We start from the raw sequence: 23,758 nt of genomic DNA, 5'->3' as shown, positions 1-23,758 counted from the left end.
GTCGTTGCTTAATTCGGTACTTTAATGACTTCACCAATACGTAACTGAGCAGACGGTTGTATATCATTCATTTCAGCAAGTTTTGATGTATCAAGTCCATAACGGCTTGCTAAACCAATCAATGTATCGCCGCGTTTAATACGGTATTCACTAATAGTTTTAGGGACTTGTAAATTTTGACCGACACGCAGTCCTGCACGCGGGTTCAAGTTATTTAATTCAGCCAATGCTGCCACAGTTAAACCTGTCCGACTAGCAATCGAATTTAAAGACTCGCCTGATTTCACAGTATAGCTTTCAGTATTTGCTGGTCTCACATTGCTCGTAGAGGATTTAGCTTCCGTTTTTTTGGTTTCAGTTGCTTTACTAGCTACATCAGCAGGTAGTTCACCATCTACTTTTAAACGCTGCCCTACACGAATCGCACTATTGGTATTTAGGCCATTTAATTCAGCTAAATAACGTAATTGAAGATGATATTTCTTCGCAATCACACCCAATGTTTCACCTGATTTCACCACATGAATATCGGTCGCATCAACGGAATTCGTTCGTGTATTGGTTTTGCTTTCAATTTTGGTCGCCTCAGCTTTGGTTTCTACTTTAACCGGTGCGACATCACCTGTTAATTTTAATTTCTGCCCAACGCGTAGACCAGAACTACGCTCTATACCATTTAAATTTGCGACATAGTCCATGCCTAAATCATAGCGACTAGCAATGCCCGTCAGTGTATCGCCAGACTGCACCACATATGTATCCGGAACAGTTGAACTTGCAGGAACTTTAATGCTTTGCCCAGCCATCAGCCCACTATTTACCGACATATCATTTAGACTCGCCAATTCTGACAAACTGATCTTTGACTGCGTCGCAATGCTGTAAAGCGTATCACCACGCTGCACTTTATAGCTTTCAACTTTATACGCAGGATCAACTTTGACATTTTCAATGCGATTCACGACTTTGCTTTCGAGCTTCTCAACTTCTGCTACAGCTTGTAATGGCACATTAATTTTTTGCCCCACCATCAAGCTACTGCCAGCTGTTAAGCCAGTTGTTAAATCTGCCAACTCTTGATTTGACAGCGCATAACGATCTGCAATGAGTTTTAGATATTCACCACGTTTTACCGTGTAGGATTTGGTTTGAACTTTTGCAGGTTTTTCGACAACTTGAGCGGCTTTCTTATCAGCTTCCAATTTTGCTTTCGATGCAGGCGTTTCTTTTAGGGATAATTTCTGTCCAACATATAAACCACTCGTGGTGGTTAAACCATTGTAGTCGGCGAGTTGCTTCGTACTTAAACCAAATTGGCTCGCAACAGCTGTAAGACTATCATTTGCTTTCACCACATAGCTATCTGCGATAGGCTTAGCTTTCGATTCTTCATTATTTTGCACAATCGGTTTCGCATCATATAAATAGATGGTCGTACCGACATACAAGGTCGAATCTGGCGAAATTTGGTTCCAAGCTGCAATATCACGCCAATTCACGCCATTTTTCATCGCGATCAACGCTAATGTGTCGCCCGCCAAAACTGTATAAGTACTGCGTTTACCTTTAGGTGGTACAACTACAATTTCAGAATCTGTACGAATGACATTTTTACCTTGGTTGCGTTTGGCTTCTTCGGAATCTGCACCTGTATTTTCAGCCACGCTTTTCGGGTAAGAGAACCCTTTCGTCAGTTCTTTACCTTGTTGGTCTGCAATTGACTGACTGGTCTGAATCGCAGTCAACTTAATCTTGCCATCATAAGGATCGACAATTTCAGTGCCTTTCGGCGCAATAGCTTTAATTTCCTGAACGACTTCTTCTTGTTCTGCTTTAGTCGCTACTGGTTTTAATACCTCATCGACTGTTTTGGTCTCACCTTCGGCTTTAATAGCCGCCATGATTTGCTCACGCTCATTTGCGCTGAGTGGTGGCTCGACAGACACGGCTTTCACAGGCGTCGAAGGTGTTACAGCGACTGGTATACGCGGCGCACTTGGAATATCACTATTCGATGCAAAAGCAGCCAAAGCAGATGATCCTATTGGCGTTTTGCCTTTCGTTCCTGATGGAACACTCGGCGTTACCGTTGCAGCGACTACAGGTGGTTTGGCAGAAGCTGTCACTGTCGGCTGTGTTTTAAGCGTAGGTGGCGTCACTTTAGCGGGCTGAATAGTTTTACTATTTAATTCCGGCGGAGTAACACGTGACGGTGTTATTTCAACATTATTTTTTGGTAAGTTATAAGTTGAATTACTTGCCCAATAACCTGATGAACCACCTGATTGTAATTTTTTCAAACGTGCATCAACTGATGGACTCACATCCGCAGGAATTAAAATCCGCATTGGGCTGCTGCTATCAATCACATCGCCACGATGACCAGGGTTTAGTGCATAGAGTTCTGCACGGCTTAAACCGGTAATAGATGCAATTTCATTTAAATTTGCAGGCCCTACAGCTACTTCACGAAAGTGTGGACGGTTGGCAATTGGTGGCAAACTTACGCCATAGGCACTTGGATTTTTAATAATTTGAGCAACAGCCAAGAAACGTGGGACATAGTTCATGGTTTCTTGGGGCAGTTTTAGTGACCAATAATCCGTTGGCAAACCTGCCGCACGGTTACGGTTAATCGCCTGTTGAATGCGGCCCGGCCCTGCATTATATGCAGCCAAAGCCAATTCCCACGAACCGAACTGGTTATGTAGCGCACCTAAAAACTCATAAGCTGCACGCGTTGATTCCACTACGTCACGACGACCATCATACATTGAGGTTTGTTTTAAGCCGTAAATACGTCCAGTACTTGGAATAAATTGCCATAAGCCTGCTGCGGCTGCACTTGAGGTTGCTGCTGGGTCATAAGAACTTTCAATCACTGGTAATAACGCCAACTCAGTCGGCAAACCACGACGTTCTGCTTCTTTAACCGTGTGATATAAATAACGGGACGCACGCGCACTTAAACGATCAATATATGGTTGACGTGAGATAAACCAACCACGCTGCGCTTCAATTCGCGTATCCCAGTGGTTCAAATCCATTTTGAAACCCACAGTCATACGCTTCCAGACATCACCATGCTTCAGCACTAAAAGGCGATCGCCTTCTACGGCACGCATGTCTGTTGCAGAAAGTAAATCTTCGAGTGAATCTAAACTATTGGCATCGAGAAAGTTTGAGCCAACTTGTTTACTTGCTGAGTTCTGCTTAGTCGTTTGCGATGAAGAACAGCCCGTCAGACCAAGAGCTGCGAGCGCAGAACCCAAGACTGTAAATTTAAAAATTTGTGGTAACGTAGGCTGCCAGACAGTCGCAGTTGATTTATACATAAAAAAATCCAGACAACTCATATAAAATTTATTTTTTAGATATGCCATTGTAGTGAAGCAGAATACAGACACAAGGCGTTAATTTAACGCTATTTCAGTATAAATGTTACAAGAAATTAAAAAAATCGCTAGAAATGGATTTCTCCCCGTCATTTGCGTTATACAATATACGGTTCTGAATGCTCGTTTTTCTCCGGATTTGATTTATGTCTCAAACAATCACGCTTTATGTTGATGGTGCATGTAAAGGCAACCCTGGCTTAGGGGGTTGGGGGGCCTATATCATCCGTGAAACTGGAGAAGAAAAACTCTGCGGCGGCGAAGCTGAAACCACCAATAACCGTATGGAATTGACTGCTGCAATTGAAGGCATTCAACACTGTCCGTCCGATGCAAAACTGATTATTTGGACAGACTCTAACTATGTCAAACAAGGCATTACCGAGTGGATTCATGGTTGGAAAAAGAAAAACTGGAAAGATGTTAAAAATCCAGATCTGTGGAAATTACTGGATGCAACTTGTCAGGGTCGGGAAATTGAATGGAACTGGATTAAAGGGCATGCAGGCCATCCGGGAAATGAAATGGCCGATCAATTGGCCAATCTAGGCGCAGAAAAAACCCTCGAACACATCAAACAAGCGGCATCATCTACAGCTGAAGCACCTAAAAAAAAAGCTGAACCTGACTGGCTATTAAATGATCCATTTGGACTTGAATTTGCTGATAGCGAGGATGAAGCAGAAGAAATCTCAGCCGAGTCAGCTATTGACGCAGAGCAGATTGATGACATTACGATAGAACAACAAGCAACAGACACTGCTTCAGCGTTGAATGAAGCTGCCCCTATACAGTCTAAGCAAGCTGCTGAAATCCATCCAATGATTGTCATTACACCAGCAACTGTCGATGTATCTGGCCCACGACAATTAATTTTGGATACGGAAACCACAGGTTTCTATTTCCAAGATGGCGACCGTATTATTGAAGTCGGTGCAGTGGAAATGATTAACCGCAAACTGACCGGTAGCTCAATTCATATTTATATCAACCCGCAAAAACCTGTCGGTGAATCTGAAAATATTCACGGAATCAGTGATGACTTTCTAAAAGACAAACCACTGTATGCTGAAATTGCTGATGTCTTATTTGACTATCTAAAAGGCGCAGAAATCATTGCGCATAACGCAACCTTCGATATGAACTTCCTTGATATGGAGTTCAAACGTGCCGGTTTTGTGGCCTTATCTGAAGTTTGCGAAGTCACCGATACCTTGGCTATGGCCAAAGCCAAGCATCCAGGCCAGAAAAACTCACTCGATGCATTAGTGCGTCGTTACGAAATTCCACAACGTGACCGTACCTTCCATGGTGCCTTACTCGATGCGGAAATTCTGTCTGACGTATACTTAGCAATGACGGGTGGTCAGGTATCCTTTGATATCGATGCCCTGACCCACTCGCAAAATGAAGATGGTTCGCAAACCCGCGCCGCTGTTGAAATAGATTTACCCGTGATTTTACCTTCAGCAGATGAACTTGAAGCCCATGAGACATGGGTCAAACAATTTGAAGAAAAACATGGTACACCTTGCCTTTTTGCGAAATAAAATCTAAATTTCGTGTTACTTTTTGTATATAAACAATTCTTACATACGCTATAGTAAAACCATAAACATGGGCCGCCTTAAGGGGCGGTTAATAAACAAGATAAAACATCTAGGAAAGGTGCAGATACATGTCTTACCAAACCTCTATCCATTTTGATCCAACGGCTTTGCTGATAATAAAAAATGAGGTTGATAACTCAATCAAGTTAGTCGAATCAGCAGTCAGCACCTTAGTTGAAGATCAAACTTTACCTTTCGGGATTGATGATGCACTGATTCAATTTGAACAATGTGCTCAAGTACTAGCTTTAGTTGATATGCCAAGTTTGGCAAAAATCGCTCAATATTCAGCAGAGTTAATGCGCAAGATCATGGGGAATCCTGCGCAAATTAACACTCAAGATGTCATCGCACTGAGCGAAGGCACGACCATGCTGAAACGCTACATCGAATTTATCTGCCTACGTGAAGTTAAAATTCCACAATTCCTGCTGGACAGTCTTAATCGTCTAGAACTATCTTTAGGTAAACCTCTAACGTCGGAAGGCCAACACATTGAGTCCCTACTCGATTGTATTACTCCTGACTTTGACCTACCTCAAGCTCCTGCACTTGAAAAATCAAAATACGTTCACCGTCTGTATAAGTTGGCGTTGAATAAATTGATTAAACAAGAAGAAACTGAGCTGGATCTGCAAGCGATTAAATTGGTCGGTGCGTATTTAGCAGGTCTTTCAGACAAACATCCAAGCAAACAATATTGGAACTTGGTTTTTGTTGCGTTTAATCAAATTGATCAAATCTTAATTACCGATGCTCGCTTACGTACCTTGGTGAGCATTGAGCGCAATATGGCTCAATATTTTGCAGGAACTGAGCGCTTTAAAGCATCCATTTCTGATTTAGCCAATGTCTTAAGTCTAAACATTAGCCAAGAAGATGACATTTCTCATCATATTCGTGGCAAATTAAATATCGGTGAAGACCTTCTTACCGACACCCAATTGCAAGTTTTCAGTCGTCATTTATATGGTCCTGACTTCGACACCATGCATACCATTGGTGAATTGGTTACGACTGAAATGACGCAAATTCGTAATGATATTGAATTTAACTATCAAAATATGACGCCTGAAAAAACCCAAGAACTTCAAGCGAAATTAAACGAATTGGCAAATATTTTCAAAGTCTTGAACTTAAATGAAGCGTATAACGACCTGTCGCGTCAAGCTGCGTCATTAGGTAATGCTGAGATTTTACAAGATGAAAGCTTTGCCCAGCAGTTGATGAACAATATCTTGTCTGCCATGAACTCGATTGGTGTGCTTGAGCGTCATCACACTTCTAGCCGCTTACAACTTCGTGTGAATAATATGAATATTTCACTCGACCGTTTAGATGAAGCACACGCTGCTCTGTTAAATGAGACCAAGGTTTTAATTGATGCTGCTAGCCAATCTTTGGTTCAGTATTTACAAAACCAAGATTTGACACAACTTGAAGCGACTGCAACTCAATTCCGTGAAATTGGTGGTGCGATGTTGTTCCTCAATGCAGATGCGGCTCAAAATGCGCTGAATTCAACAGCTCAATTCATTTTGAAACGTGTTGAGTCTTCAACTGCGATTGAAGCAAATGAAGTGAATCAAGCATTAGATTCATTGGCAAGCGCAGATATGTTGATTGACAATTTAAAGAACAAACAACCTGTTTTACAGGGCATGTTTAAGGTAGCATTGGACAGTAGCGAAAAACTGAAATCAGCAGCAGCCTAATGTCTAAATTATCACTTGCGTATATCTTCAAACAACAGCAATTGCTGGTCGATGAAAACTTTCAACTTCCCGAAGTTGAGCAACTCGCAAGTGATTTAAATATTGGCACGGGTGATCAAGTGATTGCCCGTGACCTACTTGAAAATGAGCCTATTCCTGAGGGCTTACAACTCATTCCTATTCGTCAGCTTTTACAACTTTGGAATGTACAGCAATTTGAACAAGCCAGCCGTGCTATTCAACTCTTAGAATGGCGCCGTAATCATAAATTTTGTAGCCACTGCGGTACTGCAACTAAAGTCCACGCCACAGAATATGCCATGGTTTGCCCTGCTTGCGGCTATCACCAATACCCTCGTGTCAATCCTTGTGTCATTACCGTCATTACCCGTGGCGAAGATGAAATTTTATTGGCAAAAAATGCAAAAAATGTCCGTGCCATGTATGGATTGATCGCAGGTTTTGTTGAAGTGGGTGAAACTCTAGAAGAAGCAGTTCGTCGTGAAACTGAAGAAGAAGTTGGGCTGAAGGTCAAAAATATTCAATATTTGGCAAGCCAACCTTGGCCCTTCCCAAGTAATTTAATGATCGCCTTTAAAGCAGAATATGCTTCAGGTGAACTTCAATTACAAGAAGAAGAAATAAGTGATGCGGCTTTCTTTAAATTTGATGCATTACCTGAAATTCCGTTCAAAGGAAGTATCGCCCATTCGATGATTATGCATGTCATCCATGGGTCTGCTGTTGCAGATGACACCGAAGCATGGTTATAAGTAGCTATTTTTAGTAAATAAATCATGCAATAAAAAAACGCCATACTTGGCGGTTTTTATTTCAATCATTTAACCAAAGACATTAAGGTGGACTAATTTCATCGAGTACACGCATGATTTCAGCTTTGGTTTTAAAGAAGCGACTAAATAGACTCGAAACTGAACCAATCATCGTAATGTGCCCAACACGAGGGATTTGAATCAATTGACTATGGTTGCCTGAGGCTTTTAATCGACGATCAAAATCTTCACTATTGCTATGGCCAACGATATTGTCTTTATCCGCAGTGAATAGATAATGCTTCACTTGATTGTGCTCAACAAAATAATACGGCATCACTTGTTGATACGGTACATTTTGATCAAAGGCATCTGCACAAATCGGATCACCCTTATAATCAAAATGATATGGCCCTGCCAATCCCACAATTGCACGAATATTCTCTTTCACTTGCAGCTGATATGGCGTCGGATGATACAGTGCAGACATGACATTAAATGCCCCTGCCGAATGTCCCATTAACACCACATTTTCCACTTTAATCTGCAACTTATGCTGAGACTGCCTGCAAATAGTTTAATGCAAGGCTAAGATCATCAATTGAAGCCGGAAAAATATACTCAGGTGCGAGATTGTAATTGATGACAGCAACATCGAAGCCTTCTTTTGCAAAAGCCTCACCAATGAATCCATAGTCCTTTTTGTCACCATGCATCCACGCACCACCATGTACAAAAACTATGAGTGGACGTTGCGGACGAGGTGCTGACGTGCGATACAAATCTAGGCGATGGCGCGCTTTAAGACCATAAGGGATATTGTTTTGAACATGATATCCTTGTTTGGGTGTCAGTCGATTTAAAGCATAACTGCCAAAATCATATAACCGAAAATTTCGGTATAAAGATTTAGCCAAATCCATTTTTTGCTGAAGCCGCAGAGACCATTGATTCATATTTTACAGCATCATTTCCGACATTTTATTGAGCATTTGGATCGACAGCATCCGGATCTATCGCTACAGGCGTTTGTACTTCAGGTTGCACATTGCCTACAGCAGGTGTGGTGTAACTTGAGTTAATTGAACGTGCCTGTGGATTTGGGTTCTGATCAATATTATCGATTAAAGTGACAATTCGCGTTACATTACCCACTTGTTGCAAGATTTGATTTAAGTCTGTGATTTCCGCACTGTTTAAACGGCCCATCACATAAAGAACAGCATCTTCAGTATGAATGTGTACTTTGCTGTCAGATACCACAGGCGCTTTCATAATCAAACCACGGGTATTCGCAGTGACCGCAGTATCTTGCATGATGGTGCTATAGCTGATCTGATTACCCACTGTAATATAGTTATGTACAGTTTTGACATCACTCATTGAACGGACATTTTCTTCTGCCAATTCTTTTAAATGATTATCCGGCACTTGCCCAGTCAATAAGACATTGCCATGAAAACTTTCAATATTGACACGTGACTGTTTAAAACGAGTATCTAATTTATATAAATTAATTTTTGCTGTTCGAACAATGGAAGAGTCAATAAAAACTTGTCCCAATGAGCGTGCGCCGCTTTCAGTTCCTACAGGTGCTGATCCTGTTCCATTCGAAATAAAACTCGCACAGCCAGATAAACTTGCGACACAAAGCATCGTTATTGCAATACGCTTAACCACTCAGCACGACTCCTCAAATTTCCACACGTATTTTTCTATGCGTTTACACAGTTTGTTTTATCAAAGATTAATCAACTCTTGATCAAAAGTAAAAGCATTTTCAATCCATTGCTGATGATACGGGTATTTAGAAAAGTCTTGCTGTAGTGTTTTTGCAAAGTGTTGATAAAAATCAAAACAAATTGCATCAAAGCGACAATAATAATTTTGAAAATGTGACTGTTCATTTAAAAAATGCAACGCAGTCTTCATCATCTTACGTTGTTTGTGAATAGAGATACTTTCGATGGCTTGGGCATAGCGGGTATTCGAACGGGCTTTAACTTCAATAAACACCAATTCTTGACCACGTGCAACGATCAAATCAATTTCACCATAACGACTATGATAATTCTGTTGCACCTGTACATAGCCTTGCTGCTTAACCAAACGCAGCGCTTGCCGTTCTGCCCACTGCCCCAGATTCATCTGTCCCAAATTCATCTGCTCTAAGTTTAGCTGCATCGTTTCATCCCTAAAGTGAGATCGCAACGATGCCTTTTTTACTTCGCTCATAGCAGTGAGGAACACGCTGAATATTATTTTGACTAATTTTGATTAGCCCTGTTCGCCCCTGAAACTCAATGCTTTTTAATTTCGGTTCTTGCAAATATTGTTTTGCGATATGCCATGTGTCTCCGCCAAAAGCTAAAAGACGTTGATATGGCATATCTACTGGATTTTCCTCATAAGCTCGGATCAGGTCAGGCCAACGCGCGTCATGCAATGCAGGTGCATCACAAAATTTCAGCCCTACAGGAATGGGCTTTGTGGCTTCAATCGCATTGGCAACGGTATATAGTTTTGCTTTAGGCAGTTTTGTTTGACTGTTTATCCATTCATTATTGCCTAACAACAGCACCCCTTGATTTTTGTCCAGCTTCGTTGGGAGTTGTTCAACCACTTGTATCGGCACTGAACTTTGACTAATTAAGGACATGAGTAGTAATTCATGTTCAGCCTCTGTTGCAGGCTGACGTAACACTAACACTTGCGCTAATTTGTCTTTTTCGAAGACTTTTTGGAGTGCTAAAGCATCATCACGTTTTGATAGACTGTACTGCCAGACGTTTGGAATTTGGCTCGTCGTTTCATTTAAAGCCAACACGCGGACTTTAGGCTTTGCTTTTACAAGTGCTTCAACATCTTGGCGTGCTAAAGGGCCAATCACCAATTGAGTTTTTTTATTGACCTGTTGCTTCAATATCGCTTCAATTTGCTTTTGATTTGAATCTACAAACTTAATGGGTACTTTGTAGTCTGACGATTGATATGCACTATTGAAACCTTGCTTAATACTGGATGCGGCTCGCGCCATAAGGCCAGATTCAGGTAGAATGACCAAGACGTCTGCCTGTGCAGCAGTAAACAGACTGCTTAAAAGGCAAAGACCCAAAATTTTGTTCTTATTATCCAACATGGAGAAACCTATGAGTGCTCAGTTATTTGTTGTTGCAACTCCAATCGGGCACTTAGATGATATTAGTTATCGTGCAATTGAGGTATTGAAGTCGGTTAAAATTATTGCCGCCGAGGATACACGAACTTCCGCACAATTACTTAAACATTTTAGTATCAATACGCCTTTAACTGCTTGTCACGACCATAACGAAAGCAACAAAATAGACCAGCTCATTGAACGCCTAGAAAAAGGTGAAAATATGGCGCTGATCAGTGATGCAGGCACGCCATTAATCAGTGACCCCGGCTTTAAACTGGTTCGTGCTGCACAAGAAAAAAATATTCGTGTCATTCCTGTGCCGGGTGCTGTGCTGCCATTGCAGCTCTCAGTGCTGTCGGCCTACCCAGTGACCGTTTTAGTTTCGAAGGCTTTTTACCTTCTAAACAGTCACAACGTCTTTTAGCACTGGAAAAACTGAAAGACGAAACTCAAACCATGATTATTTATGAAGCGCCGCACCGTATTGTGGACTGCCTAAAAGATATGTCGAATGTCTTTGGTGCAGATCGTCCTGTGGGCTTTGCACGTGAAATTACCAAAACATTTGAAACCATTAAAAAAATGTCTTTGGGTGAATTGGTTCATTTTGTCGAATCTGATCATAATCAGCAAAAAGGCGAAATTGTTTTGGTGATTGGTGGTGCGACCGAAGAAAAAGACCTAGAGCAAGAAAAGTTAGACAAATTGTTGACGCGTTTACTTCAAGACTTGTCCGTTAAAGCTGCCTCTCAGTTGGCTGCTGATTTAACTGGGATTAAAAAGAAAGTGGCCTATCAACGTGCTTTAGAGTTAACCCAAGCGAACGATTAAGCTTAATTTTTTTTATTTTTAATTTGAACCGCTTATGGGACCTACGGGTTCCATAAGCTATCCCATACAATAATTTAAATAGAATGAAAAAAGTTGCTTATAACATGTCCATAAATCTGTCTGTCAAAAAACCGCTGGTGTTCATTCTCTTTAATCTGGTTTGGCTCACGGCCCTTGCACATATTATTTATACTGGCATTCAACCCTATCCGCACTATATTAGTGGCGAGCAAATGACGGCCGATCATAGCGCGATTGCGATGGTCTGTGGATATTGTTCCCTCTATTTTATAGTCGGTAATTTACTGAAACTGAGCCAATTTTGGGATAGGCATCGTTATTGGGCTTATGTCGTTTTGAGTGCGGTATTACTTTTTCAATCTTTTGTCGCTGCTGTGGCGGCCATGCATGCACCGCCGTATATTGCTGCATTCATTATCAATTGTATGTTTTTGCTTTTACTGCATTTTGTGTTTTATCCTATTTACGCGATCAGTCGTAAATATATGAAGCCAAAGACGGCTTGAAGCGACTTCACATCTTATTAACGACTTAACTTCTTGAGCAAACATGCTACAGAGTTAAAAAATGAATGACGTTCATCATCGCACAAGCGAATGAAGCAAAAAAAAACACCACATGACGTGGTGTTTTTTCACTTTTAATCTTTTGCCGATTCGTCTGGAGGGACTTCGGTAATACGACCACCACGCGCTAAGAACGCCGCAACTTCATCTTCAAGCGCCTGACGTTGTTTTAGTTTTGCAGTCACTGTTAATGTTTCAGCTTCAGAGGTGTCACCATCAGAGGCAGAATCAGCTGCGTCACCTGCACCTTTTTCAGCTGCTTGTGCTTCATCTTCATCAACTACTGAATCTTCTGGATCATCATAATCGTTCATATCAGTCATTGTGTTCTCCCCGCGAATGACTTCTGTTTGCCAGCGAATGGCTGGTTTTAAATTAACAGAAATTTAGCAATCTCTGAGCATTTCGACTAGTACCCATAATCAAAAAATCGTATCTTTTTTAATCAAAATCGTAACCTTGTTTATACGACTGTCTAAAAAATATCTGACTTTGACCTAAGCTGCGTAGATTGTATCTTTTAAAATACTCAGACCATTAGCTTGAGCCATAAACGCATCTTTTAGAACAGTCTGATTTTCCACTTGTTTTAAACCAAAGTTTCGCGCCCACACCACAGGAGAAAAAGTTGTGGTTTCTAACCAACCAATCGCGGACATACTATGCATCATGGCATCGTTTTGCCCTTTACGGCGGTGTTCATAGCGCTTCAAACTTTGTTCATGTGCCCACACACCACGTTTTTTATCGGTCAAAAGCACATCGCAAAGCACTGCTGCATCTAAACAGCCAATATTCACGCCTTGTCCTGCAAGCGGATGAATCACATGGGCCGCATCTCCAATCAGCGCTAGACCATCATGCACATATTGCTGCGCAGCTCGTGCCTTCAATGGAAATTTAGCACGTGGCGTTGCTTCTAAGACTTCGCCGAGCATGTGATGGCTTTCTCGAGTGAGCAACGCAGTAAATTCAACATCGGATAAAGCCACATATTCATCGGCATAATCATCTGGTAAGGTCCACACAATGGATTGCCAATAACCACTTTCTTCTTTTTTCAGACTCGCCATCGGCAAAAATGCCAAAGGTCCAGTTTCTAAGAAAATTTGACGCGCTACATGCTGATGCGGTTGGGCGGTTTTAATTGCACAGCTCACACCGGCTTGTTTATAGTCCAGCACATCTAGATCGATGAAAGCTTGCTCACGAACAAATGAGTTTGCACCATCTGCACCTATCACCAGTTTTGTTTTGAGCTGGGTACCATCTGCGAGGTGAATGATCCACACACCAACGCCACGCTCAACTCGACTGACCTTAACTTGGGTTCGGTAGTCTTCAAGCTGTTCTAGCATTTTTTCTTGAATGGCTAAATTCAATACGCTTGGTTCAACCATTGAACCTAAAGCTTGCTCAACTGATGGTGTTTGCTCTGCAACATGACCAAAATTGATTTCTCCATAGCCATTTTTATTCCACACCTGCATGCCTGTATACGGCTGCTGACGGGCAAGCTTTTCCCAAACACCCACAGTCTTGAGTAGATGAATGGTGGCTTGACTAAGTGCCAAAACCCGAGGATTCGCAATACTTTTGGTTTTTTCTACATCCAAAATAGGTGCCGCATCCAATACCGTAGCCTGCACACCGCCCTGCGCCAATAACAATGCCGTTAAGCCACCGACCAAGCCACCACCGACAATCACGGCATCCAGTACATTTGTTTGATTTAAACTCATGCTTTTAGCCCCATTGCATAATTCGCGACCAAAGGCTTAATCCCCGGAATGGTGTCAAAGGCAACTAATCCAGTATTGCGAATCAATTTTAAAAATGGGTTCTGGTTGCTAAAACCACGAACAACTGAATCACAGAATTTAATCACCCGCTGCTGATCGGTCAGGCGCGATTTTTCATAATCAAGCAACATAGCTGCATCACCCAGATCTGCATTTTTTTCAACTTGCTCTTTTAAATAACGGCGTAGTACATAAGCATCGCGCATACAAAGATTGAAGCCCTGACCTGCCACTGGATGAATGGTATGTGCTGCATTCCCCATCAACACTACACGTCCAACTGCTTGTTTCTCTGCAAGTACTTGCGACAATGGGAAGCTGAAACGTTTACCAGTTTTTTGGAATTTACCGGCACGGTCACCATAGGTTTCTTGTAAAGCATCTAAGAAGTGCTGATCATTTTCATCACCCATCCACTCGCCTTCAGTTCCTTTGGGAACAGGCCAAACCACTGAGCGACGGTATTCACCTGGAAGTGGCAGCAGCGCTAGCGGACCAAGCGGACTAAAACGCTCGAAACCGACATGACCATGCGGTTTAGAGGTTTGTACTGTAGTGACAATCGCCACTTGGTCATAATCATGCACCGATGCGCCAATACCTAAGGCTTTACGGCAGAATGAATCACGGCCATCGGCAGCAATCACAATTTTAGATTGTAGTTTGAGCTGTTCTTCAGCACGCTTTGCTTCAATATAGGCATGGTCTGCATCCTGCGTCAGCGAAGTCACTTGTACGCCGTCAATTAATTCAATGAATTGTTGTTTTTTGACTTCTGTGAGCAGCACACGGCCTAACCATGCATTTTCAATCACCTGCCCAAAGCTTTCGACTTTTTCTTGTTCTGCTTTGAGTCTTGCCTTACCAAAACTACCTTGCTCTGTAATATTCACTTCTAAAATAGGTGTGGCGTGTTCCTGCAAAGCATCCCAGAGGCCTAGTTCTTGATAAATTTGCACCGTACGGCGTGACAATGCACTGTTTCGCGCATCGAAACTTGAGTGATATGGGGCAAGGTTTGCATCATCATAATTGGGGTATTTGATTGCTTCGAGTAGCTTTACGCCAATCTTTGCTTTTGCCAACATCAGAGCCAGACTCAGTCCGACCATTCCACCACCCACAATGATGACTTCTTGCTGCATGCTTTGATCCTTTTTTATGTTGTATTCGAATTCAGGAGAGGCATTCAAAATACGTATAATCTGTAATGGATTTTATCTTACATCAAGGCTATGAATTTTTACATTGTTAAGCATTACTTTTAATACGTATATCTATGATGCTGTTAGCTAAAAAACTGAACAATCAAATTCTTGAATACATTCTGTTCAAGTGAATAAATTAAGCTTTTAAAGCTTCGATTAATTTATCTAAGCGTATTTGAGCATCGACATTAAAAGCATTCGCTGCTTGGTGATACCAGCGTTTCGCCATCTTTAAATCTAGATCTACACCATTACCTAGCTCATACATTAAGCCAATTTTATAGGGAGCAATTGCACAGCCTTGTTTTGCCGATTGCTTGTACAAGCTCATTGTTACATTATAATCTTGATCAAGAATTTCGCCCTTTTCATATATTTCAGCAAGGGCCGTTCTTGCGTTTATATTTCCCTTTTCCACTGACTGATTCAGCAGAGCTAAAGCGATATGAACCTCTGTTTTACATGGTTTTTTGAACAACAGCACGGCTAACTTCAGCATCGCTGCATCATCACCCTGATCAGCCGCTTTTTGATACCATCCTTGTGCTGTAACATCATTTTTTTCGACGCCGCATCCCGTTTCATACATTTCACCCAATTTAATTTGGGCTGCAATATCCCCTCTTGAGGCTAAACTCAAATAATCATCATAAGTAGGCTGATTGTTATACTTAAACTTTATTTTCTTTACTGGATTATAATCACTATCAAAGATTTCAAAACCGACATAGTTTTTAAAGAGCTCAATCAATAACTGCCGAACCAATTGAGTATGATAAATTAAATGATCCTTTTCGCTAAAATAATAATACTGATAATAGCTTTCCAAATCTTCATTGATTTCTTCTTTTAAACTGTTTAAATCAGTCGTCCATTTTTTTTGAACTTTGCCATTTTCAACATATTCGTATAAATATCTTGTTGAAAAGTTTAACCATTCCTTTTCAAAATCTTGTCTTTCTCCATCCATGTAAAGTTCATCTTCTTCCGCTTGAATGACACATCTGATTTCTGCACTCTCTTTATAAAGCGCATAGCTATAGCTTGAATTTGTGTCTGCAAAATCAAAGAAGATCATCCATTTCATCGGCAACTGACTGCTTAGCAAACTGCTCCATTTTTCAGGTTCAGTAAAAGCAAAATATGCTAATCCGGCACTATTGATACAAACAATATGATCCGTCAGCCACTCTATATCTAATGCAGATTTTGAGTTTTCTTCAAAATAAACCAGCCAATCATTTACCAGTCTTTCAATATCCTGTTGATTGCCATTAAAGGGAATAACCACTCCAGCTTTTCTAACACCCATAATTATGATTAAAATAAAAAATTTATACGATTAATTTAAAAAGACTTATATCTAATTTTTGTAAAAACTTAACATCAGAAAATCAACTACATTGCTAATTAACCTTGTTAATATGACTAGTATTTATATGACTGCTTATAGATAAAAAAAGCCGATCATCTGACCGGCTTTTTTAATTACTATATTAACTTAAGCGGCTTTCGCTTTCGCCATCAGCGCTTCAATGTCTTCTACAGATTTCACCACTGCTGCTGTTAAAACACGTGGACCTGCTTTAGTTACAGCCACATCATCTTCAATACGAATACCGATACCACGCCATTTTACATCCACTGTTTCATCATCTGGCGCAATATAGAGCCCCGGTTCAACCGTTACAACCATGCCTTCTTCATAGGCACGCCATTCACCGTCTTGCTTGTATGAACCGACGTCATGCACATCCATACCAAGCCAATGACCCGTACCATGCATATAGAATTGGCGGTAACTTTCTTTTGCGATGATTTCGTCAATATCTCCTTGCATAATGCCAAGATCCAATAAACCTTGAACTAAAATACGTACAGCAACATTATGTGGTTCTTTATAAGAGTTGCCGATACGCACAGCATCAATCGCCGCAATTTGTGCATCGAGTACGATATTATAAAGTGCTTTTTGTTCAGGGCTGAATTTACCGTTGACTGGGAAAGTACGGGTAATGTCTGATGCATAGAGCTGATATTCACATGCTGCATCAATCAGTACCAAATCACCATCTTTGAGTTCTTTGTCATTTTCCACATAGTGCAAAATACAGCCATTTTCACCGCCGCCGACAATGCTGTTATAGGAAGGCACACAGCCATTTTTACCAAAGACATAATTCAGTTCTGCTTCTAGTGCATATTCCATCATGCCCGGTTTAACCGTTTGCATGGCACGAGTATGCGCTTCTGCTGAAATATCCGAAGCAATCTGCATCAATTCAAGTTCATCATCAGACTTATGCAAACGCATTTCATCAATAATACGATCTAGTTGAATGACTTGAGCAGGCGCAACTGCACCCTTACGTGATTCACCACTTGCTGCCGAAATCCACTGCGCCACACGAGCATCAAAATCTGGTTGCTGCCCAATACGGTAGAATAATTTATCTTTATTTTGTAATTTTTCTAAAATTTCTTCATCAAGCAAATCAATGGCATAAGCCTCATCAGCTTCATAATCTTCTACAGCCCCATCTACACCCGCACGGTAACCATTCCAAATTTCCATTTCACGGTCACGTTCACGGCAGAACAAACTATAGCTATAACCTTCTTCTTCGCTATCAAAGGTTTCAATCACTGCAACCGCTTCAGGTTCAGCAAAACCTGTTAAATAAAAGAAACTACTATCAGCTCGAAATTTATAATCTGCGTCGCGATTACGCATGGCTTCTTTGCTCGTGGCAATAATTGCAATACTACGTAGTCCCATTTCACCCGCAAGGATGTCTCGACGTTCTTGAAAATCCGCTTGAGTTAATTTCTTCATTTAAATACTTCTTATACCTGCTGGCTGATATTGTTTAAATTTTGATTCAATTGAATATGAATCTCTCATTCGATGTGAGGCATGTATAAAAACACGTAATACCTCACATAGATATAAGCAAAATTAATGCCTTAGCTTGGACGATGTGGGGTGAACATTTCAACCACATTACCCACTTGAGCCGATGAATTTTTAGCGCTCAGTTGTAGCAACGGTGTTTCTGAAACATCAACTTTGGTACGTCCCATAGACAGGCTCACTGGGATTAAACGAACAAATTCGTATAATTCCTGATAGCTTTCTTCACCTTCTTCATCATCATCTGAATCTTCAAATTCTACTGAAGCGACATCCTGTAAATGCTCAATCAATTCTTGTTCATTGGTGCGCAGATGACCTGCCGCCAAACCAAAACCAAGAACAACACCTGCACACCAATCTGCCAAGGCTTGCACACGCTCACCTAGCAAGTGATCATCATCTGGTAATAAAGGAAGATAGTCGAGTTCATCATCTGAAAGTGAATGAGCTACATCTTCTGCTTCTTCAGTCAACAATGCCACCGCATCTTCGTCTAATTCAGCTACATCAAGCGTTGCTAAAATTTGTTGCCACTCTTCACGACTCGGGGGTTGTGACACACAAACTATACCAGTGAGTAGACCATGTAACTCACTTGGGCTTGAAATTTCTTCAATTTTAGAAAAATTCTGGGACCAATCTGACCAACCTGAAATATCGTCTTGCATTCGCTTATCCAATCTCTATACTTCGTATATATTACCTTTGTTTGCAAGACTGTGCGACTACGTTATGTTAGAAGAATTACAGCGTCTCCAAGCGCATATTAGCGTTTTAAAAAAGCGACTGGCGCAATTTGAAAGCGAAAATAATGCCCTACAAGATGAGAAAAACTCGTCTGATGAGCACCATCATGCTCAAATTGTACATAAGAACGGTATTATCACCTCCAAACAAGAAGAAATTGATGCGCTGAATGAGCAATTAACTGATTCACGTGCTCAACTTCAACAGCTGAATACTGATGCAACTGCTTTGGCTGACCGATATAGCCGTCTTGAAAAAAGCTGTACTGATCTAAAAAATCGTTTTCAAGAAATTTTGGCAGAACGTAATGAGCTACGTATCGTTAAAGAAAAGATGCAAAATGAACAGCGTCATGCTCAACAAGAAATTCAAGGTTTGCAGCAAGAACGTGAACGTTTATTACAAAAAAATGAACATGCCAAAGCAAAAGTTGAAGCGATTATTCAACGTTTAGCTATTTTAGGTACAGCTCAAGATCAACATGCGCAAGAAATTCAACAATTGGCACATCCGACTGAAAGTAATGAGGAAGTTTGATCATGAGTGAACAAATTGCAGTTGATTTAAAAGTTCTAGGTCATAGTTTCCGTTTAGCAACGACTTCTGACCAACAAGCCGATTTAGAACGCGCAGCACAATTACTGAATGAAAAATACGATGAATTTCGTCGTAAAGCACCACGTATGGAACCGAGTAAGCTGATCATTATGGTCGCACTTGAATTAATGCAAGAAGTCCTGTCAATGAATAAGAGTTTGCAAGAATATGCAAACTGCGAACTTTTGTTGCAAAATATTTTGGAACAAGTTGAAGAATTGACTGATTAATCGGTGGTTTAGTGATTATACTTTGCCCGATTGCTTCATTTTAAACACTTTGTCAGTGTTTGGTGATTTGCCAATAACGCTGAATTCGTTATACTGAGCACATCTCTGAGGTGTTCGCCAGCTAGGTCTAATCCCCTGCCGATACTTAAACTTATGGATGTGTTCTGTATATTCTGAGCGTATGCCCTCCTCGAGTGGGAAACCCAGCGAGTGTACGTCGCGTCCACCTTGAACTCATCGGGTTCAGGGTCACGACATTTGCAGCGGCATCTTCGGAGTGTTTATTTTCCAAATCCTTATTTAAATTATAAGCATTTGATTTAAAAAACATTTTTTAATTTACTATTCTATTTCCGCGCCACTCTACTTTTGTTCTCCCCTTAATTATTTCATTTAAGTTTGGTTAGTTTAAAAGTGTATTTATTCAAGTTAATTCATTTTTTGAGTTGTTCCAGTTTAGCTAGCTTTCTATCCAAAGCTCTGTCCATTTCAGGAAGTATTTGTCGTAAATATTGAATTGATGAAATGGCTTCATCCAATTTCACGACGCCTTTTTTAACCAAGTTATATTGTTGCTCGAGTAGAGCGAGTACTTGATTTTGATTCGGCTGCTGTCCCTGACTCATCAGCGTATTTATTTGCTGAAATTGTTGATATACCTGTTCACGTTGCTGTAATAGCTCAGAGTGCGTTTCACTGTCGAGTATTAATTGTTTGGAATTAGAACTTAAATACTGCAATACATTTTCTGTAGTTCGCTCTGAACGTATTTCAGACACTTTTTGTTGATCTAACGGTAGCTGTTCATGAACCTCCTGCTGCTTTGGTTTTAATAACTGAATCATCAACAATAAAATCAAGCCAACCACTAACCCGATAACAATCCATTTCTTATACATGATTCAATCTCTAAATGTTCTTCAATTAAAAAAATTCAGAGCCGATTTGACTCTGATTTTTCCATTTTCTTTTGATTTAAACTGTTTTACTGACTGCCCCATCCTGCTGGTACATAACCTAAACGAACACGCTGTGGGTGATTGCCAACTGGAACTGTGATGACTTTTTCACCTGTCGCGAAATCGATCACGGTTACTGCATCTGTCGCACTTTCAGAAATGACACAGCGTTTACCATCTGGACTTTGCGTTGCCCAATACGGTTTGCCTGCAGCAATCAATTTCGCCACGGTCAAAGTTTTACGATCGACGATGGTGGCATAATCATCCATCGTTCCTGCAACACATAGTTTTTCACCATCTCCACTGATCGAAAGCCCATGATGGCGTGAGTCATTTACCCATTTCGTGCGATCAGAGGGAATAGTTGTACTTCCCGGAAGCTGTGCAATGCGTGTGACTTTGCCTTGATTGAGATCATATTCGACCAAGCCATTAAAAAATGAGACTTGCGCATAGATTTTGGATTCATCTTTGCTAAATACAATTGGACGCACAGCGTTTGATAGGTCTTTACGACCAAAGGCATCCAATGCAGGACGAAAATCAATTTTCTTCAAGACTTTAAAATTATTAACATCGGCAATGGTGATATAGCGTTTGCCTTTAGTGAAATCCTGCCACGCTGCATCCATTGAGGTTTCGACATTACCTATGGCTGAGTTAAGAATTTTTGTGCCACCATCAAAGTAAATATTTTCATGTGGTTTATCGCCCGTCGCAAAACGTCCTAGTTCTTTGCCTGTGTTCATATCGAGTATATGTACGACATTTCCTGAAGACGCTGATACTGCAACCTGTTGCCCATCAGGGGATACTGCCATATGGTCTGCTCGAAATCCCTCAACGGGTGTGCGCCAATTAATTTTTCCTGTTGCTATGTTAATCGAGACAACATCTGCATAACTTGGGCGTGATGCAACTACCGATTTGCCATCTGGTGTGGAATACATGTCATCGACCAATTGATCATTTCCCTCTCCTGCTGTATTACGAATATAGCTATAGGCGATCAATTTTACTGGGTTAAGGTAAATTTCAGTGAGCCGTTCTTTTTTGTCGGGCACCATATTGATGACACCAACTTTCTGATAGTTTTTTGCAGGATTGATGACTGTAACCGTACCATCCCAGTTATTGCCGACAAAAAGACTTGCTGGCTATTGGGTGGAACGGGTGCAGTGGTTGTCGCTGCGAAAGTCAGTGGCGACACCGCAACCGTCATACAAAGAAGTGTCCTGATCCAGAGATTCTTTTTCATTTTTATTGTCCATTAATTTGTTTTTATGCATACCTTTTGAGCTACGTCATCAGATAAGTGTCGCTTTTTAAGCGCAAAGAAAGCTTATTCAATATACAAGTGTAGATATAGCATATTTGTTTTAATTCCGATGAGTTGTTGATTAAAACCAAGTCTTCAATCTGCATTCACTTTTTGGGAAGCAAAAAAAAGCACCCGAAGGTGCTTTTTTTGTTCATCAAATGATTAGTAAATAATTTGATTATTATTGATTAGGTCATCTAGTTCGACTTTGCTGGTTTGATTGAGCAAGACCACGAGATCTTGTGATTCATATTCCGTACCTAATGTACCATCACGGTCAATTGAAATCACAGCTGAATCAGTTTCTTCGTCATATTCTACTGTTACAAACTCTGCAAGATTCGCTTCAGTTGCATCGTCAGAAAGTAAGGATGAGATGTCGATTTGGTCATTTGAACCGATAGTAAACCCGTCAACCTGGTTCGCTTCGCCATTCGCTAATGCGTATTCTTGATTTAAAACTTTAAAGATAGGATCTTCGTCAATCGCTAAATCATTCACATCATTAACTTCTGCTGTAAGCATTGAGCGCCCAGCAAATCCATCTGCATCCAACACTTTTACTTGAAAATCCAGTGTAGACGTTGTCTTATCACTATTTGATATTTCCGTAGAAGTTGCGGTCAAGGTCACATCAAGGATTTCTTGGGATTTTTCTTTAACCGTCAGAGTAAAGTCAGTGTACTCTGATGCACTTGCATCTTGAACCGCAGGAGAATAATTAGCAATACCATCTGCACCAACAGTCACTGAATGAGATTTACCCGCTGCATCCTTAAAGCTGAGGATAGAACCTGGACGCAAGCCTGACATTTCAAATGATACATATTCTGAACCATCAATATCCATTGCTTTTACATGAATACCATCTAACTGAATCACATCTTCAGCATTACCTTGATATCCTAGAGCTATTGGATAGAAGCCTGTCTCATCTTTACCATCAACGCCAGCATTATAGTCACCTAGAATATAACCTGTGTCTGTAAGCAATCCATTAATGGCATCGACACTTGGATAATAACTTACAGCACTACCAGCACTACCATCTTCTGTAGTAACGTTAAAGTTATAATTACCCATACCGTCAGCATTATGCGCATAGAACTGGAAGCTATAGAAACCTGTTTGACTCACACTAAAACTAGTATCTGCTTCGGTATTTACCCCTTTCCAGTTGACATGTTCGGTAGAAACGCCATCACCAATAATAATCGCAGCACTATCATCAGCCTTTCCTTCATATTTATAGACTTGACCTGCTTCAAGGAATACAAAACCATGAATATAAACTGCATCAAACGTCGGTAAATTACTAGCATTCAAACTGCCAGTCATTCCTGCCTCTGCATTTGCAATAATACTACCATCCGAATTGGTTACGTTCGTATTGTTACGCAAATAATCAATAGCATTGATAAGGGTATCTCTATTTGCACCATCCCCAGCATTTTCAATCAAATTACGGCCATCAACATTTTTAACATTTTTCCAGGTTTGAATATTCAATTCTAACGTTGGTATATCAAAGTTAAAAATACCCACCATCGGCTGGTCGGCAACAGCAGTGACCTGAACGTTGATGGCATCTGTTGTGATTGTCTCTCCAGTGGACCCATAGGCATAAGTAATTTCAGGAATTTCAACCATACCACTAAAGTCTTTCACTGGGGTAAAGGTTAATTCACCAGTTGATGTGACCGTTAAAGTACCCACACCTGGAACTTCAATAGGATTTTTTACAACGCTATTCCAATCATGTGTAATCGGTGTCGTAACCCCACCAATGGTAACTGTGTTTATCAGTATATTCGCTGGCTGCCCCTCAATTGGATTCGGCAAAGTTACTTTTCCATCTTCCAACACTGTAGCGTCAGGTTTAACAGGGACATCATTAAATGTT

18 protein-coding genes, 1 other RNA gene and 3 pseudogenes are annotated in these 23,758 nt (G+C 40.8%); 8 read left to right on the top strand and 14 right to left on the bottom strand.

Annotated elements, in window-relative coordinates:
- Nucleotides 1–8: 8 nt before the first annotated feature.
- A complete protein-coding gene (locus AVJ20_RS15520; RefSeq protein WP_111885857.1) occupies nucleotides 9–3,335 on the bottom strand; it encodes a LysM peptidoglycan-binding domain-containing protein in 3,327 nt (1,108 codons plus the stop codon).
- A 206-nt stretch (nucleotides 3,336–3,541) separates the two neighbouring features.
- Between AVJ20_RS15520 and dnaQ the strand changes: the two genes are divergently transcribed.
- The 3 genes from dnaQ (at nucleotide 3,542) to nudC (ending at nucleotide 7,493) form a co-directional block, all read left to right on the top strand.
- Nucleotides 3,542–4,945, top strand: coding sequence for a DNA polymerase III subunit epsilon (gene dnaQ, locus AVJ20_RS15515; protein WP_111885856.1), 1,404 nt, complete (start codon nucleotides 3,542–3,544; stop codon nucleotides 4,943–4,945).
- Between the two features lie 128 nt (nucleotides 4,946–5,073).
- A complete protein-coding gene (locus tag AVJ20_RS15510) occupies nucleotides 5,074–6,720 on the top strand; it encodes a chemotaxis protein (RefSeq protein WP_078192930.1) in 1,647 nt (548 codons plus the stop codon).
- Entirely contained in the window at nucleotides 6,720–7,493 is a 774-nt protein-coding gene (nudC, locus tag AVJ20_RS15505; RefSeq protein WP_111885855.1) for an NAD(+) diphosphatase, read from the top strand. Before AVJ20_RS15510 ends, nudC begins: the two co-directional genes overlap by 1 nt.
- An 82-nt stretch (nucleotides 7,494–7,575) precedes the next feature.
- On the opposite strand, the pseudogene AVJ20_RS15500 reads toward nudC, so the two are convergent.
- The 4 genes and pseudogenes from AVJ20_RS15500 to AVJ20_RS15485 all read right to left on the bottom strand — a co-directional run bounded on the left by AVJ20_RS15500 (nucleotide 7,576) and on the right by AVJ20_RS15485 (nucleotide 10,632).
- Nucleotides 7,576–8,449, bottom strand: a pseudogene (locus AVJ20_RS15500) (alpha/beta hydrolase).
- Nucleotides 8,450–8,474: 25 nt separating this feature from the next.
- Nucleotides 8,475–9,173: a BON domain-containing protein gene (locus AVJ20_RS15495; RefSeq protein WP_078192932.1), complete on the bottom strand. Its 699-nt coding sequence runs from the start codon at nucleotides 9,171–9,173 to the stop codon at nucleotides 8,475–8,477.
- 60 nt (nucleotides 9,174–9,233) lie between these two features.
- Nucleotides 9,234–9,641 carry a YraN family protein gene (locus AVJ20_RS15490; protein WP_111885865.1) on the bottom strand — a complete coding sequence of 136 codons (408 nt, stop codon included), beginning with the start codon at nucleotides 9,639–9,641 and terminating at the stop codon, nucleotides 9,234–9,236.
- Nucleotides 9,642–9,687: 46 nt separating this feature from the next.
- The gene (locus tag AVJ20_RS15485; RefSeq protein ID WP_111885854.1) at nucleotides 9,688–10,632 is read right to left on the bottom strand and encodes a penicillin-binding protein activator; all 945 of its coding nucleotides are present in this window, start codon (nucleotides 10,630–10,632) and stop codon (nucleotides 9,688–9,690) included.
- 10 nt (nucleotides 10,633–10,642) lie between these two features.
- Between AVJ20_RS15485 and rsmI the strand changes: the two are divergent.
- Both rsmI and AVJ20_RS15475 read left to right on the top strand, forming a co-directional pair.
- Nucleotides 10,643–11,484: pseudogene (gene rsmI / locus AVJ20_RS15480) on the top strand (16S rRNA (cytidine(1402)-2'-O)-methyltransferase).
- Nucleotides 11,485–11,588: 104 nt separating this feature from the next.
- Complete coding sequence (locus AVJ20_RS15475; RefSeq protein WP_111885864.1) at nucleotides 11,589–12,011, top strand: hypothetical protein; 423 nt, start codon at nucleotides 11,589–11,591, stop codon at nucleotides 12,009–12,011.
- A gap of 134 nt (nucleotides 12,012–12,145) precedes the next feature.
- On the opposite strand, the gene AVJ20_RS15470 is transcribed toward AVJ20_RS15475, so the two are convergent.
- The 6 genes from AVJ20_RS15470 to AVJ20_RS15445 form a co-directional block, all read right to left on the bottom strand.
- Nucleotides 12,146–12,394, bottom strand: a complete 249-nt coding sequence (locus tag AVJ20_RS15470) for a hypothetical protein (protein WP_078189169.1) — start codon at nucleotides 12,392–12,394, stop codon at nucleotides 12,146–12,148.
- A 174-nt stretch (nucleotides 12,395–12,568) separates the two neighbouring features.
- Nucleotides 12,569–13,813 (bottom strand): FAD-dependent monooxygenase, encoded by a 1,245-nt coding sequence (locus tag AVJ20_RS15465; protein ID WP_111885853.1) that lies wholly within the window; start codon nucleotides 13,811–13,813, stop codon nucleotides 12,569–12,571.
- Nucleotides 13,810–15,018 (bottom strand): 2-octaprenyl-6-methoxyphenyl hydroxylase, encoded by a 1,209-nt coding sequence (gene ubiH, locus AVJ20_RS15460; RefSeq protein WP_111885852.1) that lies wholly within the window; start codon nucleotides 15,016–15,018, stop codon nucleotides 13,810–13,812. Before ubiH ends, AVJ20_RS15465 begins: the two co-directional genes overlap by 4 nt.
- Before the next feature lie 199 nt (nucleotides 15,019–15,217).
- Nucleotides 15,218–16,393: a tetratricopeptide repeat protein gene (locus AVJ20_RS15455; protein ID WP_111885851.1), complete on the bottom strand. Its 1,176-nt coding sequence runs from the start codon at nucleotides 16,391–16,393 to the stop codon at nucleotides 15,218–15,220.
- Between the two features lie 189 nt (nucleotides 16,394–16,582).
- Nucleotides 16,583–17,917: a Xaa-Pro aminopeptidase gene (gene pepP / locus AVJ20_RS15450; protein ID WP_111885850.1), complete on the bottom strand. Its 1,335-nt coding sequence runs from the start codon at nucleotides 17,915–17,917 to the stop codon at nucleotides 16,583–16,585.
- 131 nt (nucleotides 17,918–18,048) lie between these two features.
- Complete coding sequence (locus tag AVJ20_RS15445; protein ID WP_111885849.1) at nucleotides 18,049–18,666, bottom strand: UPF0149 family protein; 618 nt, start codon at nucleotides 18,664–18,666, stop codon at nucleotides 18,049–18,051.
- A gap of 64 nt (nucleotides 18,667–18,730) precedes the next feature.
- Between AVJ20_RS15445 and AVJ20_RS15440 the strand changes: the two genes are divergently transcribed.
- The 3 genes from AVJ20_RS15440 (at nucleotide 18,731) to ssrS (ending at nucleotide 19,854) form a co-directional block, all read left to right on the top strand.
- On the top strand, nucleotides 18,731–19,282 hold the full coding sequence (locus tag AVJ20_RS15440) for a hypothetical protein (RefSeq protein WP_111885848.1): 552 nt from the start codon (nucleotides 18,731–18,733) through the stop codon (nucleotides 19,280–19,282).
- Between the two features lie 2 nt (nucleotides 19,283–19,284).
- On the top strand, nucleotides 19,285–19,572 hold the full coding sequence (locus tag AVJ20_RS15435; RefSeq protein WP_111885847.1) for a cell division protein ZapA: 288 nt from the start codon (nucleotides 19,285–19,287) through the stop codon (nucleotides 19,570–19,572).
- Nucleotides 19,573–19,671: 99 nt separating this feature from the next.
- Nucleotides 19,672–19,854, top strand: a non-coding RNA gene (gene ssrS, locus AVJ20_RS15430) — 6S RNA.
- A gap of 152 nt (nucleotides 19,855–20,006) precedes the next feature.
- Here the strand turns inward: ssrS and AVJ20_RS15425 are convergent.
- From AVJ20_RS15425 to AVJ20_RS15415, 3 genes and pseudogenes are all read right to left on the bottom strand, one after another.
- The gene (locus AVJ20_RS15425; protein ID WP_111885846.1) at nucleotides 20,007–20,471 is read right to left on the bottom strand and encodes a hypothetical protein; all 465 of its coding nucleotides are present in this window, start codon (nucleotides 20,469–20,471) and stop codon (nucleotides 20,007–20,009) included.
- An 86-nt stretch (nucleotides 20,472–20,557) separates the two neighbouring features.
- Nucleotides 20,558–21,756, bottom strand: a pseudogene (locus AVJ20_RS15420) (YncE family protein).
- A gap of 261 nt (nucleotides 21,757–22,017) precedes the next feature.
- The coding region (locus AVJ20_RS15415) for a type I secretion C-terminal target domain-containing protein (protein WP_162689786.1) at nucleotides 22,018–23,758 on the bottom strand (1,741 nt) is incomplete at its 5' end.

The organism is Acinetobacter sp. CFCC 11171, assembly GCF_003268405.1.
GTDB classification, from domain to species: domain Bacteria; phylum Pseudomonadota; class Gammaproteobacteria; order Pseudomonadales; family Moraxellaceae; genus Acinetobacter; species Acinetobacter amyesii.
The sequence above is the reverse complement of the archived record's forward strand: the minus strand, read 5'-3'. Positions and strand labels throughout refer to the sequence as shown.